This is a genomic window from Kribbella solani, from assembly GCF_014205295.1.
In the GTDB taxonomy this organism is placed as follows: Bacteria; Actinomycetota; Actinomycetes; order Propionibacteriales; family Kribbellaceae; genus Kribbella; species Kribbella solani.
In genome coordinates this window covers 6428688-6443725 of record NZ_JACHNF010000001.1, presented here as the reverse complement: position 1 = coordinate 6443725, position 15038 = coordinate 6428688, and the positions used below count along the sequence as shown (strand labels likewise).

The 15038-nt window shown below is 68.7% G+C and carries 13 protein-coding genes; 4 read left to right on the top strand and 9 right to left on the bottom strand.

The window, feature by feature from the left end:
* Positions 1 to 41: 41 nt before the first annotated feature.
* Together HDA44_RS29815 and HDA44_RS29810 are read right to left on the bottom strand one after the other, a co-directional pair.
* Positions 42 to 920 carry a carbohydrate ABC transporter permease gene (locus tag HDA44_RS29815; protein WP_184840061.1) on the bottom strand — a complete coding sequence of 293 codons (879 nt, stop codon included), beginning with the start codon at positions 918 to 920 and terminating at the stop codon, positions 42 to 44.
* The gene (locus tag HDA44_RS29810) at positions 910 to 1833 is read right to left on the bottom strand and encodes a carbohydrate ABC transporter permease (RefSeq protein WP_184840059.1); all 924 of its coding nucleotides are present in this window, start codon (positions 1831 to 1833) and stop codon (positions 910 to 912) included. Before HDA44_RS29810 ends, HDA44_RS29815 begins: the two co-directional genes overlap by 11 nt.
* 213 nt (positions 1834 to 2046) lie before the next feature.
* On the opposite strand from HDA44_RS29810, the gene HDA44_RS29805 reads away from it, so the two are divergent.
* The 3 genes from HDA44_RS29805 to HDA44_RS29795 all read left to right on the top strand — a co-directional run bounded on the left by HDA44_RS29805 (position 2047) and on the right by HDA44_RS29795 (position 6574).
* Positions 2047 to 3792, top strand: a complete 1746-nt coding sequence (locus HDA44_RS29805; protein WP_184840057.1) for a hypothetical protein — start codon at positions 2047 to 2049, stop codon at positions 3790 to 3792.
* A gap of 64 nt (positions 3793 to 3856) precedes the next feature.
* Positions 3857 to 4978: a LacI family DNA-binding transcriptional regulator gene (locus tag HDA44_RS29800; protein WP_184840055.1), complete on the top strand. Its 1122-nt coding sequence runs from the start codon at positions 3857 to 3859 to the stop codon at positions 4976 to 4978.
* Complete coding sequence (locus HDA44_RS29795) at positions 4979 to 6574, top strand: FAD-dependent oxidoreductase (RefSeq protein ID WP_184840053.1); 1596 nt, start codon at positions 4979 to 4981, stop codon at positions 6572 to 6574.
* A 32-nt stretch (positions 6575 to 6606) separates the two neighbouring features.
* Here the strand turns inward: HDA44_RS29795 and hemB are convergent, their stop codons facing one another.
* From hemB to HDA44_RS29760, 7 genes are all read right to left on the bottom strand, one after another.
* Positions 6607 to 7590 carry a porphobilinogen synthase gene (gene hemB, locus HDA44_RS29790; RefSeq protein ID WP_184840052.1) on the bottom strand — a complete coding sequence of 328 codons (984 nt, stop codon included), beginning with the start codon at positions 7588 to 7590 and terminating at the stop codon, positions 6607 to 6609.
* Between the two features lie 2 nt (positions 7591 to 7592).
* Positions 7593 to 9308 (bottom strand): bifunctional uroporphyrinogen-III C-methyltransferase/uroporphyrinogen-III synthase, encoded by a 1716-nt coding sequence (locus HDA44_RS29785; protein WP_184840050.1) that lies wholly within the window; start codon positions 9306 to 9308, stop codon positions 7593 to 7595.
* Positions 9305 to 10189 carry a hydroxymethylbilane synthase gene (gene hemC, locus HDA44_RS29780; RefSeq protein ID WP_184840048.1) on the bottom strand — a complete coding sequence of 295 codons (885 nt, stop codon included), beginning with the start codon at positions 10187 to 10189 and terminating at the stop codon, positions 9305 to 9307. Before hemC ends, HDA44_RS29785 begins: the two co-directional genes overlap by 4 nt.
* Positions 10186 to 11508, bottom strand: a complete 1323-nt coding sequence (locus HDA44_RS29775) for a glutamyl-tRNA reductase (RefSeq protein WP_184840046.1) — start codon at positions 11506 to 11508, stop codon at positions 10186 to 10188. The genes hemC and HDA44_RS29775 overlap by 4 nt, the downstream gene beginning before the upstream one ends.
* Positions 11505 to 12260, bottom strand: coding sequence for a redox-sensing transcriptional repressor Rex (locus tag HDA44_RS29770; RefSeq protein WP_184840043.1), 756 nt, complete (start codon positions 12258 to 12260; stop codon positions 11505 to 11507). The genes HDA44_RS29775 and HDA44_RS29770 overlap by 4 nt, the downstream gene beginning before the upstream one ends.
* 136 nt (positions 12261 to 12396) lie before the next feature.
* Entirely contained in the window at positions 12397 to 12633 is a 237-nt protein-coding gene (locus HDA44_RS29765; RefSeq protein WP_184840041.1) for a glutaredoxin family protein, read from the bottom strand.
* A complete protein-coding gene (locus HDA44_RS29760; RefSeq protein WP_184840039.1) occupies positions 12630 to 14078 on the bottom strand; it encodes an AMP-binding protein in 1449 nt (482 codons plus the stop codon). Before HDA44_RS29760 ends, HDA44_RS29765 begins: the two co-directional genes overlap by 4 nt.
* Before the next feature lie 362 nt (positions 14079 to 14440).
* Here HDA44_RS29760 and HDA44_RS29755 point away from each other — a divergent pair, with 362 nt between their 5' ends.
* A complete protein-coding gene (locus tag HDA44_RS29755; RefSeq protein WP_202887630.1) occupies positions 14441 to 15013 on the top strand; it encodes a sigma-70 family RNA polymerase sigma factor in 573 nt (190 codons plus the stop codon).
* Positions 15014 to 15038: the final 25 nt, after the last annotated feature.

Here is a 15038-nt window from a genome sequence, read left to right as displayed (position 1 = left end):
GCGACAACGGATCTGTTCGAAGCCGGGTTGGTCGGTGCGGGTTACTTGATGCCGGTGGTGGCGATGCCTTTGATCAGGAAACGCTGGCCGAGCAGGAAGGCGAGGAAGACCGGGACCAGGGACACCACCGACATCGCGAACATCGATCCCCAGGACGAACTCGAGGTCGAGTCGACGAACGAACGGAGGGCGAGCGGCACGGTGTACATGTGCGGGTCGGTCAGGTAGATCAACTGGCTGAAGAAGTCGTTCCAGGTCCAGATGAACGTGAAGATCGTCGTGGTCGCCAGCGCCGGCACCATCAGCGGCAGGATGATCCGGACGAAGATGCCGGCCTTGCCACAGCCGTCGATCCGGGCCGCCTCGTCCAGCTCGCGCGGGATGCCGCGGATGAACTGCACCATCAGGAAGACGAAGAACGCGTCGGTGGCGAGCAGCTTCGGCACGATCAGCGGCAGCACGGTGTTGATCCAGCCCAGGTTCGAGAACAGGATGTACTGCGGCACGATCACCACGTGGATCGGCAGCATGATGCTCAGCAGCATGATCGCGAACCAGAACTTCTTGCCGCTGAACTCCAGCCGGGCGAACGCGTACGCCGCCATCGAGCAGGACACCAGATTGCCGAGGATCGCGCCCAGCACCACCAGCGCCGAGTTCAGCAGGTACCGCGTGAACGGCTCGGTCAGCGCGTTCCAGCCGACCCGGTAGTTCTCGATCCGCAGGTCCTTCACCAGGATGCCGGGATCGCGGAAGATCTCGTTGCCCGGCCGCAGCGAGCTGACCACCATCCAGATCACCGGGTAGAGCATCACCAGCGCGGCGCCGGCCAGGAGGACGTGGATGATCAGCGGGCGGACCCGGGGCCAGGTCAGGATCGCGGTCCGGCCGACGGTTCGGGGCAGCGTCTCAGTCGTCATAGAACACCCAGTACTTCGAGGCGAAGAAGTTCGCGGCGGTGAAGACCCCGATGATCACGAGCAGGAACCACGCCATCGCGGACGCGTACCCCATGTCGAAATTCCCGAAGCCCCGGTCGTAGAGGTAGAGCGTGAAGAACATCGTCGAGTCCGACGGCCCGCCGCTGCCCCCGGAGACGACGAACGCCTGGGTGAACGACTGGAACGCGTGGATGAGCTGCAGCACCAGGTTGAAGAACACGATCGGCGTCAGCAGCGGCAGCGTGATGCTGACGAACCGGCGCAGGGTGCCGGCCCCGTCGACGGCGGCTGCCTCGTAGTACATCGACGGGATCTGCCGGAGGCCGGCCAGGAAGATCACCATCGGCGAACCGAACGTCCACACGTTCAGTACGACCAGCGTGCCCAGCGCCGTACTCGGGTCGGAGATCCAGCCTTTGCCTTCGATGCCGGCCAGGCCGAGCACCTGGTTCATCAGGCCCTCGGTGCCGAACACCTGCCGCCACAGGATCGCGATCGCGACACTCGAGCCGAGCAGCGACGGCAGGTAGAAGATGGATCGATAAAGCGCCATCCCCCGAACCCCCCGGTCGAGCACCACGGCCAGCAGCAGCGCCAGCGCGAGTTGCAGCGGGACCGAGACGAACACGTACGTGAACGTGACCTTGAGCGAGTTGTGCAGCCGCTGGTCGGACAGCATCCGGACGAAGTTGTCCAGGCCGATCCACTTCGGCGCCTGGATCAGGTTGTAGTCCGTGAAGGACAGGTACAGCGAGGCCAGCATCGGGCCGATCGTGATCAGGAACAGCCCGAGCAACCACGGCGCCAGGAACAGGTACCCGGCCAGGTTGTCCTTCTTCCGGCCTGATGCCTTCCTGCCCCGGAGGCTGCCCAGTTCGCTGAGCGCACTCATCGACTACTCCTCCATCCCAGGCCGGCGGGTTGAACCAGGCCGCCGGAAAGCGCTTGCTTTGGCCGGTGAAACTAGTACGAGAAACCGGTTTATGCAAGGGCTCGGAGCGCGCCGGGCCGACCGGTCGCGCGGTGCTTGCGCGGTCTTGACAGGACAAAGTCGCGCAGCGACAGTTCTGGACACTTGGCAACCGCTTACCAGAGGAGAGCCCTGATGCTCCGACGTACATTTCTGACCGGTTCGCTGACCACGGTGGCGGTGGGCGCGCTGCATCCGGGCGCCGCGCATGCTGAGGTTGCTGCCGTGGACGACGACTTCCTGGCCGTGCTGACCAAGGCCAACCAGGCACAGATCCCGCTGGTCCTGGCCAACTACCGGAACGCCGGCGACAGCGTCCGGACAGTGGCGCGGAAGGCCCGCCGCCTGGTCTCCGGGTACGTGTGGGGCCGGTCGTCGTACCACCACGACCCGGCGTTGCTCGAGCCGCTTGAGTGGCTCATCGATCAGCTCGTCGTACGGCAGCACTCGGATGGGCTGTACGACGTCGGGAACCTGCATTCGCCACCGGACAGTGCGTTCGCGATTCAGGATGTCTGCATGCTGTACGCGCTGCTGGACGCCGACGGTCAGTCCGCTTCCGCCGCGCTCCGGGAGCGCCTCGCGTCGGTGGTGAAGAAGGCCGGTCCGGCGCTGGCGAGTGGTGGCGTACACACACCGAACCACCGGTGGGAGGTGTCCGCCGCGCTGGCCCGCGCGCACCACCTGTTCCCGGACCGGCGGTACGCGGCGCGGATCGACGACTGGCTGGACGAAGGCATCGACGCGACCCCGGACGGGATCTACAGCGAACGCAGCTCCACGTACGCGGCCGAGGTCACGAACCCTTGTTTGCTGACGATCGCGTGGTTGCGGAACAAGCCCGGGTTGCTCGAGTACGTACGCCGGAATCTCGACGTGACGCTGTATCTGCTGGAGCCGAACGGCGAGGTGGATACGACCGCGTCGCGACGGCAGGATCAGAAGGGGGTTCGGGAGGTTTGGTGGTACCTGACCCAGTTCCGTGAGCTCGCGTTGCACTCGCGGGACGGGCGATTCGCGACTGTTGCCAAAGGCATCGAAGCACGTGGGACCGGTGAGCTCGGGGACTTTCTGGCCGAGGTACTGGAGCGGCCGTCACTTGCCGCGAAGCTTCCGGTTTCGGTTCCGGCGCCGGCTGATTTCGTGCGGCACTACCCGTCGCAGGCGTCGGTCCGGGTGCGGCGTGGGGCGCGTACGGCGACTGTCTTCGGTGGCACGGACTTCTGGGACCTGCCGGTGATTTCGTCGGGGTTGTCAACGAATCCGACGTTCTTCAAACTGCGCAACGGTGCGGCGATCCTGGACTCGGTGCGGCTGTCTCCGCAGTTCTTCAGTACGGGGCACTTTCGCAGTGCTGGACTTCGGGTCACGGGCAAGACGTTTCGGTTGGCGTCCGAGGTGAAAGTGCCGTACCACTTGCCGTTGCCGAAGCGGCATCGCCGGGCTGACGGGCAGTATGCGTTGACTCCGGATGGACGTTTCTACGCATCGATGGACTTCGGGCATCGGCCGAAGCAGTACCGGTCGTTGCGTACGTCGATCACGGTTGCCGAGGTCTCGGACGGGTTCGACCTGACGTTCGATTTCGCGGGCGACGCGACGGCGTACGCGATCGAGCTGTGCTTCCGGCCGGGCGGGACCCTGGCCGGGGTGGACACCTTGGATGCTGTGGGCAACTATCAGCTCGGGGCCGGGACCGGGAGTTACACCGTGGGTTCGGACCGGATCTCGTTCGGGCCGGGGAACGGTACGGCTCGGGTCGCGATGGATCCGGGTGAGCGGTACACGTATCTCGGTGGCAATCTGACCCCGGACGGGCTTCGGGTGTACCTGACCGGGCGTACTCCCGGGCGTCAGGTGCTGCAGTTCCGAGTGTCCTAGTAATTCGAATTATCACTGCTTGTTCGGCTTGACGAGGGAGTTTCGGGCGAGCTATCGTCGCACGATGCCGGACAAGGCCACCCGACTGACGCAGCGTGACATCGCGCGGCTGGCGAACGTCAGCCAGACCACCGTTTCGCTGGTGCTGAACAACCGCAGCGACGCGACCGCCCGGATCCCGGCCGAAACCCGGGACCGGGTGCTCAAGGTGATCCGCGAAACCGGGTACCAGGCCGATCCGCTGGCCCGGCGGATGCTGAAACAGCGCAACCAGATCCTTGGCGTGTTCACGTACGAGTCGGTGTTTCCGAGTGCGAGCGGGGATTTCTATCATCCGTTCCTGGCCGGGATCGAGGATTGCGCCGAACGGCTCGGGCTGGATCTGCTGCTGTTCACCAGCGCGCCGGTGAACGAAGGTCACCGGCGGATCTTCCACGAGAACAACCGGTTGCGGATCGCCGACGGGTGCCTGTTGCTCGGGCGCGACGTCCCGCATGACGAGCTGGCTCGGCTGATCGCCGAGGACTACCCATTCGTCTCGGTCGGCCGCCGAGACGACGCCGGCGGCCCCGTGCCGTACGTGGGCGCCGACTACACCACCGCCACCGCGGCAATCGTCCGGCAAGCCCTGTCCCTCGGCCACCGTCACGTCGCCTACGCGGGCCCCGGCGCGACCCTCCACGACCTGACCGCTTCGGATCACCTCGCCGAGTCCTCCGCCGACCGCATCCGCGGCTTCCACCAGGCCGCCGGCCCCCGCGCCCTCACCCTCACCACCGCCCCTCGACCGGCCGCCCTTCCCGATGACCACAGCTCGTCCGGAAGCGCCGGTGCGACCCCACCGGACTCCTGGGCGGGCGAGCTGCTTGACACCCTGCTCGATCGGCACATCACCGCCGTCTTCGTGGAGGAGCGCGCCGACGCGATCGCCCTGCTCGCGGCGGCCTCGGCGCGCGGCATCGACGTACCCGCCGATCTGTCAGTGATCGCCCTGGGCGACTCCACCCGCCCGGTCGCCACCGACGTCGACTTCTCCGGCTTCCACATCCCCCGCCGCGCGATGGGCCTCAGGGCGGTCGAGCTCCTGGAAGCAATCCTCAACGGCACCACCACCCCGCACCAAGTGCTCCTCCCCTGCGAACTGACCACCGGCACCACCCTCACCCCGCCCAGCAAAGGCCACTAAATGCGTACTGATGTTCTCGTCGTCGGCGGCGGTCTTGGCGGTGTCGCGGCAGCCCTCGCCGCCCTGCGCGCCGGCCGTTCGGTCGTCCTCACCGAGGAGTTCGACTGGCTCGGCGGACAGCTGACCAGCCAGGCCGTACCGCCGGACGAGCACTCCTGGGTCGAGCAGTTCGGCGTCACCGCGTCGTACCGCGCCCTGCGGGACGGAATCCGCGACTACTACCGCCGCCACTATCCGCTCACCGCCGCCGCCCGCGACGCCGTACAGCTCAACCCAGGCGCCGGCTACGTCTCCAAGCTCTGCCACGAACCACGCGTCGCCCTCGCCGTACTGGAAGCCATGCTCGCCCCGTACCGGGCGGGTCGCCGCCTGCAGGTCCTCCAGCCGTACCGTCCGGTCGCGGCCGACACCGACGGCGACCGGGTCACCGCGGTGACCGTCCAGCACCGCGAGTCCGACGAACGCATCACGATCACCGCGCCGTACGTACTCGACGCGACCGAGACCGGCGAGCTACTACCGCTGACCGGCACCGAGTACGTCACCGGTTTCGAATCCCAGTCCACCACCGGCGAGCCGAGCGCCCCCGCCGAGGCGCAACCATTGAACATGCAGGCCGTCTCGTACTGTTTCGCGGTCGATCACGTCGACGGCGATCAGATCGGCGACAAACCGGCCAACTACGCGTACTGGCGGAACTACCAGCCCGAGTTCTGGGGCGACCGGTTGCTGTCCTGGACCGCCCCGAACCCGCGCACCCTGGAATCCTCGAAGCGTACTTTCACCCCGAACCCCGACGACGACCCGCTCGCGGTGATCGCCGACCAGCGCCGTACCGGTGGTGACACCAACCTTTGGACCTTCCGCCGGATCGCCGCCCGCCGGCAGTTCGTCCCCGGCGCGTACGGGAGCGACATCTGCCTGGTCAACTGGCCGATGATCGACTACTTCGACGGCCCGGTGATCGACGTACCCGATGCCGCGAAGCACCTTGCCGCGGCTCAAGAGTTGTCTCTGGCCGTCTTCTACTGGTTGCAGACCGAAGCACCTCGAGCCGATGGCGGCACCGGATTCCCCGGTCTGCGGCTGCGCGGGGATCTGCTCGGCTCCACGAACGGTCTGGCCCAGGCGCCGTACATCCGGGAATCACGGCGCATCAAGGCCGAGTACACGATCGTCGAACAGGATCTGTCCGTCGCGGTCCGGGGCGCGCGGGGCGCGGTCGAGTACGCGGACTCGGTCGGCGTCGGGATGTATCGCATCGACCTGCATCCGTCGACGGGCGGCGACAACTACATCGACGTGGCGAGCAGCCCGTTCCGGATTCCACTCGGGTCGCTGATCCCGGAACGCGTCGAGAATCTCCTGCCCGCCGGCAAGAACCTGGGCACCACCCACATCACCAATGGTTGCTACCGGCTACATCCGGTCGAATGGAACATCGGCGAATCCGCGGGCGCCCTCGCCGCCTACTGCCTCAACCACAACACCACCCCCCGAGCCGTCCGCAACACCCCCGCTTCCCTGAGCACCTTCCAGTCCACCCTAGTTGCCCAAGGCATCGAACTCTCCTGGCCCGACATCACCGGCTACTGAACTCGGCGGCTTGCTCGGCGGGGTGGTGTGGGCTACCGGCGGTTGAGCAGGTGGGCGGTTTCCGTTGCCCAGTAGGTGAGGATGGTGTCGGCGCCGGCCCGGCGGATCGACGTGAGGGTTTCCATGATCGCGCGTTCGCGGTCGATCCAGCCGTTGGCGGCGGCCGCCTCCACCATCGCGTACTCGCCGGAAATGTTGTACGCGGCAACGGGTACGTTCACGTGGTCGCGGACCTGGCGGATGATGTCGAGGTACGCCAGCGCGGGCTTCACCATCACGATGTCGGCGCCCTCGGCGATGTCCAGGTCGACCTCGCGGATCGCCTCGCGGGCGTTCGCGTTGTCCTGCTGGTACGTCTTCCGGTCCCCGGTCAGCGACGAGTCGACCGCCTCGCGGAACGGACCGAAGAAAGCGGACGCGTACTTCACCGCGTACCCCAGGATCACCGTGTCAAGGAAGCCAGCCGCATCCAGCGCGGTACGAACCGCGCCGACCTGCCCGTCCATCATCCCGGACGGCCCGACGACATGTGCACCGGCCGACGCCTGCGCGACGCCCATCTCCGCGTAGAGCGCCAGCGTCGCGTCGTTGTCGACCCGGCCGGACGCGTCGAGTACGCCGCAGTGCCCGTGCGAGGTGAACTCGTCGAGGCACAGATCCGCCATCACCAGCAACGCGTCACCGGCCTCGGACACCGCGTCCCGGATCGCGACGTTCAGGATGCCGTCGGGATCGAGCCCACCGGACCCGGTTTCGTCCTTGACCGAAGGAATCCCGAACAGCATCACGCCGCCGAGGCCGAGCTGGGCGGCTTCGGCGATCGCCTTGCGGGCGGTGTCACGGGTGTGCTGGACGACGCCCGGCATCGACTTGATCGCGATCGGCTCGCGGGCGCCTTCGCGGACGAACATCGGCAGGATCAGCTGCCGCGGTTCGAGCGTGGTCTCGGCGACGAGCCGGCGCACCGCCGCCGACGACCTCAGCCGGCGCGGCCGTACTTCCGGGAATCCAGACACGATCAGCTCTTTCGACGGGAACCGGGACGGCGTTCGGACGGGCGGGTGACCGGCTCGCCGGCCTCCACCATGGTGTCGCGGCGGTCCGCGCCGAACCGGGCCAGCGCGTCGGCGAGCTCTTCGGCGGACGGGGTTTCGGCCATCGCGTCGACGCGCAGGCCGTGCTCCTCGGCGGTCTTCAGCGTCGCCGGGCCGATCACCGCGATCACGGTGGACGCGTGCGGCTTGCCGGCGATGCCGACCAGGTTCCGGACCGTCGACGACGAGGTGAAGACGACCGCGTCGAACTTGCCGGACTTGATCGCCTCGCGGGTCGGGGCCGGCGGCGGCGCGGCGCGTACGGTCCGGTACGCGGTCACGTCGTCGACCTCCCAGCCGAGATCGGTGAGACCGGCGACCAGCGTCTCGGTGGCGATGTCCGCCCGGGGCAGGAAGACCCGATTGATCGGGTCCAGCACCTCGTCGAACGGCGGCCAGTCCTCGACCAGGCCGGCCGCCGACTGCTCACCGGACGGGACCAGGTCCGGACGGATGCCCCAGGCACCGATCGCCTCGGCGGTCTTGTCACCGACGGCCGCGATCTTCAGCCCGGAGAACGCCCGCGCGTCCAGCCCGTACTCGTCGAACTTCTCCCGGACCGCCTTGACCGCGTTGACCGAGGTGAACGCGACCCACTCGTACCGGCCTTCGACCAGGCCGCGGATCGCCTTGTCCATCTGCTGCGGGTTGCGCGGCGGTTCGACCGAGATGGTCGGTACCTCTTCGGGCATCGCGCCGTACCGACGGAGCCGGTCCATCAGCGGGCCGGCCTGGTCCTTGGTCCGCGGGACCAGGATCCGCCAGCCGAACAGCGGCTTCGTCTCGAACCAGGACAGCGCCTCGCGCTGCTCGACCACGGCGCCGACGACGATCACTGCCTCGCCGGTGACCTTGGCCGCGCGCAGGTCCGCGACGATCGTCTCCAGGGTGCCGACCACGCTGGTCTGGGTGGTCGTCGTACCCCCGACGGTCACCGCGACCGGCGTACCGGCGTCGAAACCGGCCTCGATCAGCGCGGCTGCGGTCTCCTTCAGGACCTCGGTGGCGTTCAGCAGGACGAGCGTCTGCTTCGGCTGCAGCCGGGTCAGGTCGAGCTTGTTCTCGGCCAGGTCGACGACGGTGACCTCGCGGTCGCCCTTCATCGTCAGCGGAATCCCCGCGTACGTCGGGACCGCGCTGACCTCACTCACGCCCGGCACGACGTTGAACCCGATGCCGGCCTTCCGGCAGGCGGCCGCCTCTTCGGCGCCGCTGGAGAAGGTGAACGGGTCGCCGCTGAGCAGCCGGACCACGTTCGCCGCGGACTTGGCGGTCTTCACCACCAGCCGGGCCCGGGCGGCCACCCGCAGCGCCCGGCTGCCCTCGGCACCGGAGCCGTCGATCACCTCGACGCCCGGTGGGCAGTAGGTCAGGAACGCGTCGTGCTCGGGGCCCTCGACGACCACCGCGTCGGCGTTCGCGAGCACGTCCCGGCCGGCCAGCGTCAGCAGCGCCGGGTCACCGGGGCCGACGCCGACGAACGTGACATGGCCGAGTGGTTTGGTCTGCTTGACGGTACTGGTGGCGGCCTTCTGCGGTGCCGCGGTGGCGGCTGTCTTCGCGCTCACGTCTGCCTTCGCCCTCGTCGTTTTCCTGCTCGTCTTGTGGGCCTTCGTGGTGGTGCCCTGTGCTGGTGTCATGTTCGCTCCAGCAGTTCGTACGCCAGCGCCTTGCCGAGCACCACCGGATCGTCGACCGCTCCGTTCGCGGAGAGCCGGCGGACGCCGTCGTCCTGGCCGAGCGCGCCGCGCAGCCACAGCTCCGGGCCGTCCTCACCCTCGACCACCTCGGCGAGGGCACCGACCGGCGCCGTGCAGCCCGCCTCGAGCGTGGCCAGCAGCTGTCGTTCGGCGGTCACCGCGGCCCGGGTGGCCGGGTCCTCCAGCGGCGCCAGCGCGGCCAGGATCGCGGTGTCGCCGGCCCGGCACTCGACGCCCAGGGCGCCTTGCCCGGGTGACGGCAGGACCTGGATCGGGTCCAGCGTCTCGGTCACCTCGGCAAGCCGGCCGAGCCGGGCCAGGCCGGCCCGCGCCAGCACGACCGCGTCGACCTTGCCCGACGTGACCAGCCCGATCCGGGTGTCCACGTTGCCGCGGACGCCGGTGCACTCGACGCCCAGGCCGAGCGCGTCGATCTGGGCCGCCCGGCGGGGCGCCCCGGTGCCGATCAGGGCACCGCGCGGCAGCTCGCCGAGGGTCAGGCCGTCCCGGGCGACGAGGACGTCGCGTGGGTCCTCGCGGACCGGGATCGCACCGATGGTGAGACCGTCGATCGGCGCGGTCGGCAGGTCCTTCAGGGAGTGCACGGCGATGTCGATCTCGTCCGCCAGCAGCGCGTCCCGCAGCGAGCTCACGTAGATGCCGGTGCCGCCGATCTGCTCGACCGGGGACACCTTGTCGGCGTCGCCGGTGGTGGCGATCGGGATCACCTCGACCTCGTGACCCAGGTTCCGGAGCGCGTCCGCGACCAGCGTCGCCTGCGCGTTCGCCAGCGCGGACCGGCGGGTACCCAACCGGATCATGCCTGCTCACCTCCTGCTGCTCCCGCATCGGCGCGGGTGTTGCTCGTCTCGCCCGGCGTCTTCGCGGCGGTCACGGCGTCCACCGCCGCCTGGTCGAGCGCGAACAGCTGCCGCAGCGCGTCGGCGTACGTCGGTCCGCCCGGGTCACCGCCCAGCTCCTTCACCCGAACCGTCGGGTTGTGCAGCACCTTGTCGACGACCCGCCGAATGGTGCGCTCGACCTCGTGCCGCTCGTGCTCGTCGAGACCCGGCAGCCGGCGTTCCAGCCGGGCCAGCTCGCTGTCGACCAGTCCGCTGGCCATCGCCCGCAGCGCGACCACGGTCGGCGCCACCGACGCGGCCCGGCGGGTCGCCTCGAACGACCCGCTCTCCTCGCCGACGATCCGGCGGACCTCGTCGATGTCGTCCTCGCTGCCGCCGGCCGTCCGGGCCAGGTCGGCGAGGGTGACCAGCGCGACGCCCGGAATCCGGGCCACCTCGGGCGCGACGTCCCGCGGCAGCGCGACATCCAGTACGCCGAGGGGGCGCCCGTCGGACGCGTCGCGGATCATTTCCTCGGTCAGTACGACGCCGCGCGCGCCGGTGCACGAGACGACCAGGTCGGCGTCGTGCAATGCCTTCGGTACGTCGTCCAGGCGGATCGCCGTACCCCCGATGCGCTCCGCCAGCACGACCGCGCGGTCGTAGTTGCGGTTGGCAACGGTCACGCTCCGGGCGCCACCGTTCGCGAGCGTCTGCGCGGCCAGCGACGCCATCGAACCGGCGCCGACGATCAGCGCTCGCCGGTTCTCGAACCCGCCGACCGCTTCCAGGCCGGCCGAGACGACCGAACGGCCGGCGGAGTCGATGCCGGTCTCGGTCCGGGCCCGCTTGCCGACCCGCAACGCGTGCTGGAACAGGGCGTTCAGGTCGCTGCCGACAGTCTCCAGGTCCTGGCCGACGCGCAGCGTCTCCTTCACCTGGCCGAGGATCTGGCTCTCGCCGACGACCATCGAGTCCAGCCCGACCGCGACCTGGAACAGGTGCGCGACGGCGCCTTCCTCGAAGTGCACGTACAGGTGTTCGGCCAGGTCGATCAGCGGTACGCCGGTGAGGTCGGACAGGATCGCGGTGATCTCGTCCATGCCGGCGTGGAACCGGTCGACCGACCCGTACACCTCGGTGCGGTTGCAGGTCGCGAGCACCGCGGTTTCGGCCACCGCCGGGGAGTTGTTCACCGTCAGCGCCAGCTTGGTCGCCGCGCCCGCGTCCAGCGCCACCCGCTCCAGCACATCGATCGCGGCGGACCGATGGCTGATTCCGACTACCAGGTAGCTCATGCTCCGACACCTCCCCCGACGCTCGGGAGATCCGTCAGACCGTTCATCGCTGGTAGCTCGGGCACCTGGGGGAGCGCCGCCTCTCCGGACTTTCGTTGTTCGTGGTACGCCAGGATCTGCAACTCGATCGAGAGGTCCACCTTGCGGATGTCCACGCCGTCGGGCACGGACAGCACCACCGGCGCGAAGTTCAGGATGCTGGTCACACCGGCGGCGACCAGCCGGTCGCACACCTCCTGGGCCGGGCCGGCCGGGGTGGTGATGACGCCGATCGAGACCCGGTCGGTCTCGACGATCTCCTCCAGCTGGGCGAAGTCGCGGACCTCCATGTCGCCGATCCGCTCGCCGACCAGGTTCGGGTCGGCGTCCAGCAGCGCGACGATCCGGAAGCCGCGGGTACCGAAACCGGAGTAGTTCGCCAGCGCGTGACCGAGGTTTCCGATCCCGACGATGACGACCGCCCAGTCCTGGGTGACGCCGATCTCGCGGGCGATCTGGTACCGCAGGTACTCCACGTCGTAGCCGACGCCGCGGGTGCCGTACGAGCCGAGGTAGGAAAGGTCCTTGCGGAGCTTCGCCGAGTTCACCCCGGCGGCGGTGGCCAGGTCCTCGCTGGAGGCGGTCGCGATGCCGTTGTCGGACAGCGCGGTCAGCGCCCGCAGATAGACCGGCAAGCGCGCGACAGTCGCCTCGGGGATGCCGCGTTCGGTTCTCGTCGGCGGGCCGGGGCGACGGCTGCTGGCACGCGTCACAATTCTCCTGGGAGCAGGTTGGTTCACCGCGGTCTGACGGCCGGCGGCTCTCTTACTCTAGGAGCTTGTGAACGTGAGAACAAAATCGGCGAGAGTGAGCTGAGAGACACTCCGGGCCGGATTGCTCCCGGCGCGCTTACCTCATCAGGGCTTTTCGGAGCCGGGCGGGGTCCACTCGCCAGAAGTCGTGCTGCTTCCCATCGACGAAGGTGACCGGGATCTGCTCGCCGTACTGGGTGAACAACCGGTCATCCTGAGTGATGTCGACCTCGTCCCATTCCACCCCCGCCTCGGCGCAGACGGCCCGGATGATCTCCCGGGCGTCGTCGCAGAGGTGACAACCGGGCTTCCCGTACATCGTGACCCTGCTCATTTGCCTCCCGCCCGCAACCGGCCCTTGGCCACCTTGCCCGTGACCGAGTGCGGCAGGTTGTCCACCACCTCGATCTCGACCGGGCACTTGAACCGCGCCAGCCGGCCCTCGGCGTACGCGCGCACCGCCGCGACGTCGATCGTGGCGCCCGGCAACGGAACCACGAACGCCTTCACCGCCTCGCCGGTGTCCTCGGACGGTACGCCGATCACCGCCGCCTCGCGGACCCCGTCCGCGCCGACCAGCACGTCCTCCACCTCGCTCGGGAACACGTTGAACCCGGACACGATGATCAGCTCCCGCAGCCGGTCGACCAGGAACAGGTCGCCGTCCACGTCCAGGAAGCCGACGTCACCGGTCCGGTACCAGCCCTCCGCGTCCGGCCCGTCCACGCCGTCCGGCCAGTAGCCGGAGAACAGGTTGCCGCCGCGGATCAGGATCTCGCCGGGGTCGTCGCCCTCGACGTCCTCGCCCTGCTCGTCGGCGATCCGGAGCTCGACGTTCGGCAGCGCGCGGCCGACCGAACCGGGCTTCGGCGCCGCCTCCCCGAGCGTCGTGGTGACGCCTGGGGACGCCTCGGTCAAGCCATAGCCCTGGTGTACGTGCAACCCGCTGGCCTGCTCGAAGCGGTCGGCGAGCCCGCGGTCGAGGGTGGACGCGCCGGTCAGCACGACCTTCACCGACTTCAGCGCGGTCCGCAGGTCCGGCCGGGTAAGCAGCGCGTTCAGCGCCGGTGGCGCCAGCGGCAGGCGGGTCACGCCGTACCGGCCGATCAGGTCCAGGGTGTACGCGGGGTCGAACCGCTGCTCGACGATCAGTGCCGCCCCGGTGGCGACCGCCCAGCCGAGGACCGCGTTCAGGCCGAACGCATGGAACATCGGCAGCACGCCGAGGACGACGTCCCCGGGACCCATCCGGTCCTCGCCGAGGTCGGTGAGGTTCTGCACATTCGCCGCCAGCGCCCGATGGGTGAGCATCGCGGCGCGCGGATCGCCACTCGTTCCGGACGTGTACAGCAGCACCGCGAGCGCCTCGGGGTCGATCGACGGCGGTAACTGAACGTCACCGTCAAGCTGGTCCGGCGCCACCGTCCGGACGCCTTCGAGGCGCTCCGCGAGACCCGGCCCGGCGATCGCCAGCCGGGCGCCGGAATGCGCCGCGACGGCCGCCAGCTCGGGCTTGGTCAGCCCGGTGTTCAGCGGTACGGCGACCAGCCCGGCGCGAAGAATGCCCAGGTAGGACGTGACGAATTCGATGCTGTTGGCAACCAGCAGCAGGACCCGGTAGCCAGGCACCAGGCCGGCCGCGGCGAGGCCCCGCGCGGTCCGGTCGACGGCCTGGTCGAGCTCGTTCCAGGTCAGCCGCCGATCCCCGTCGACCAGCGCGGGACGCTCGCCGTGACGTTGCGCTGTGTCACGAAGAATGTCCGCGAAATTCACCTTCACCAGGTGAGTCTGTCACGGCACCGATCCGGTCCGGGACCGGCCGGGTTTTGGCAGAACGGTTGCAGCGGAGCGTGACCACCGATATACAGGTGCCTTCGCGAACGCGCTTCTACAGAACCTCACACTGCAGAAACTCCGTTCGCGCGGGGAACCTCATGCGCGATGGACCCTCCCCGACAGCAGGCTGCCCCGATCCGGGACGCAGTCCGCTGGCGCATTCGATGACGCTCGGAGCGAACGGAAGGCGGCACGCCCCAGGCTGTTGACAGCATGTGTTGCACCGATGACGCTCGGTGCTGTCGCAGCCATTGTGGCCATTCGCGAATGTGTCAGAAGACGTGTCAGTTGAACGGGGAGAAAACTTGACCACGCCGGAGCCAAGCCCGGACGGGATCAGACGCGCGGAGCTCGTCGATCGCGCCCAGGCCGGGGACGTCGGTGCCTTCGGTGAGCTGTACGACGAGTACTCGCTCACCGTCTATCGCTACATCTACGCCCGGGTCTCGTCCTCGGCCCTGGCCGAGGACCTGACCAGCGAGACCTTCGTCCGGGCGCTCCGGGCGCTGGACTCGTTCCGCTGGCAGGGCCGGGACTTCGGGGCCTGGCTGGTGACCATCGCCCGGAACCTGATCACCGACCACTACAAGTCCGGCCGGGTCCGGCTCGAGGTGGTCACCGACGAGATCGAGACCCACGACCGGCAGACCGAGGGCCCGGAGATCGACGTGCTGGCCGCGGCCACCGCCGAGGTGCTCCGGGAAGCGGTGGCCGGTCTGCCGGACGAACAGCGCGACTGCCTGACGATGCGGTTCTTCGCCGGTCTGTCGATCGCCGAGACGGCCAAGGCCCTGGAGAAGTCCGAAGGCGCCGTGAAGCAGCTTCAGCTGCGGGCCGTCCGGCACTTGGCGAAGGTTATCCCCAAGGACTTGAGGTGAGGAGGATGACAACGAATGTCTTTCG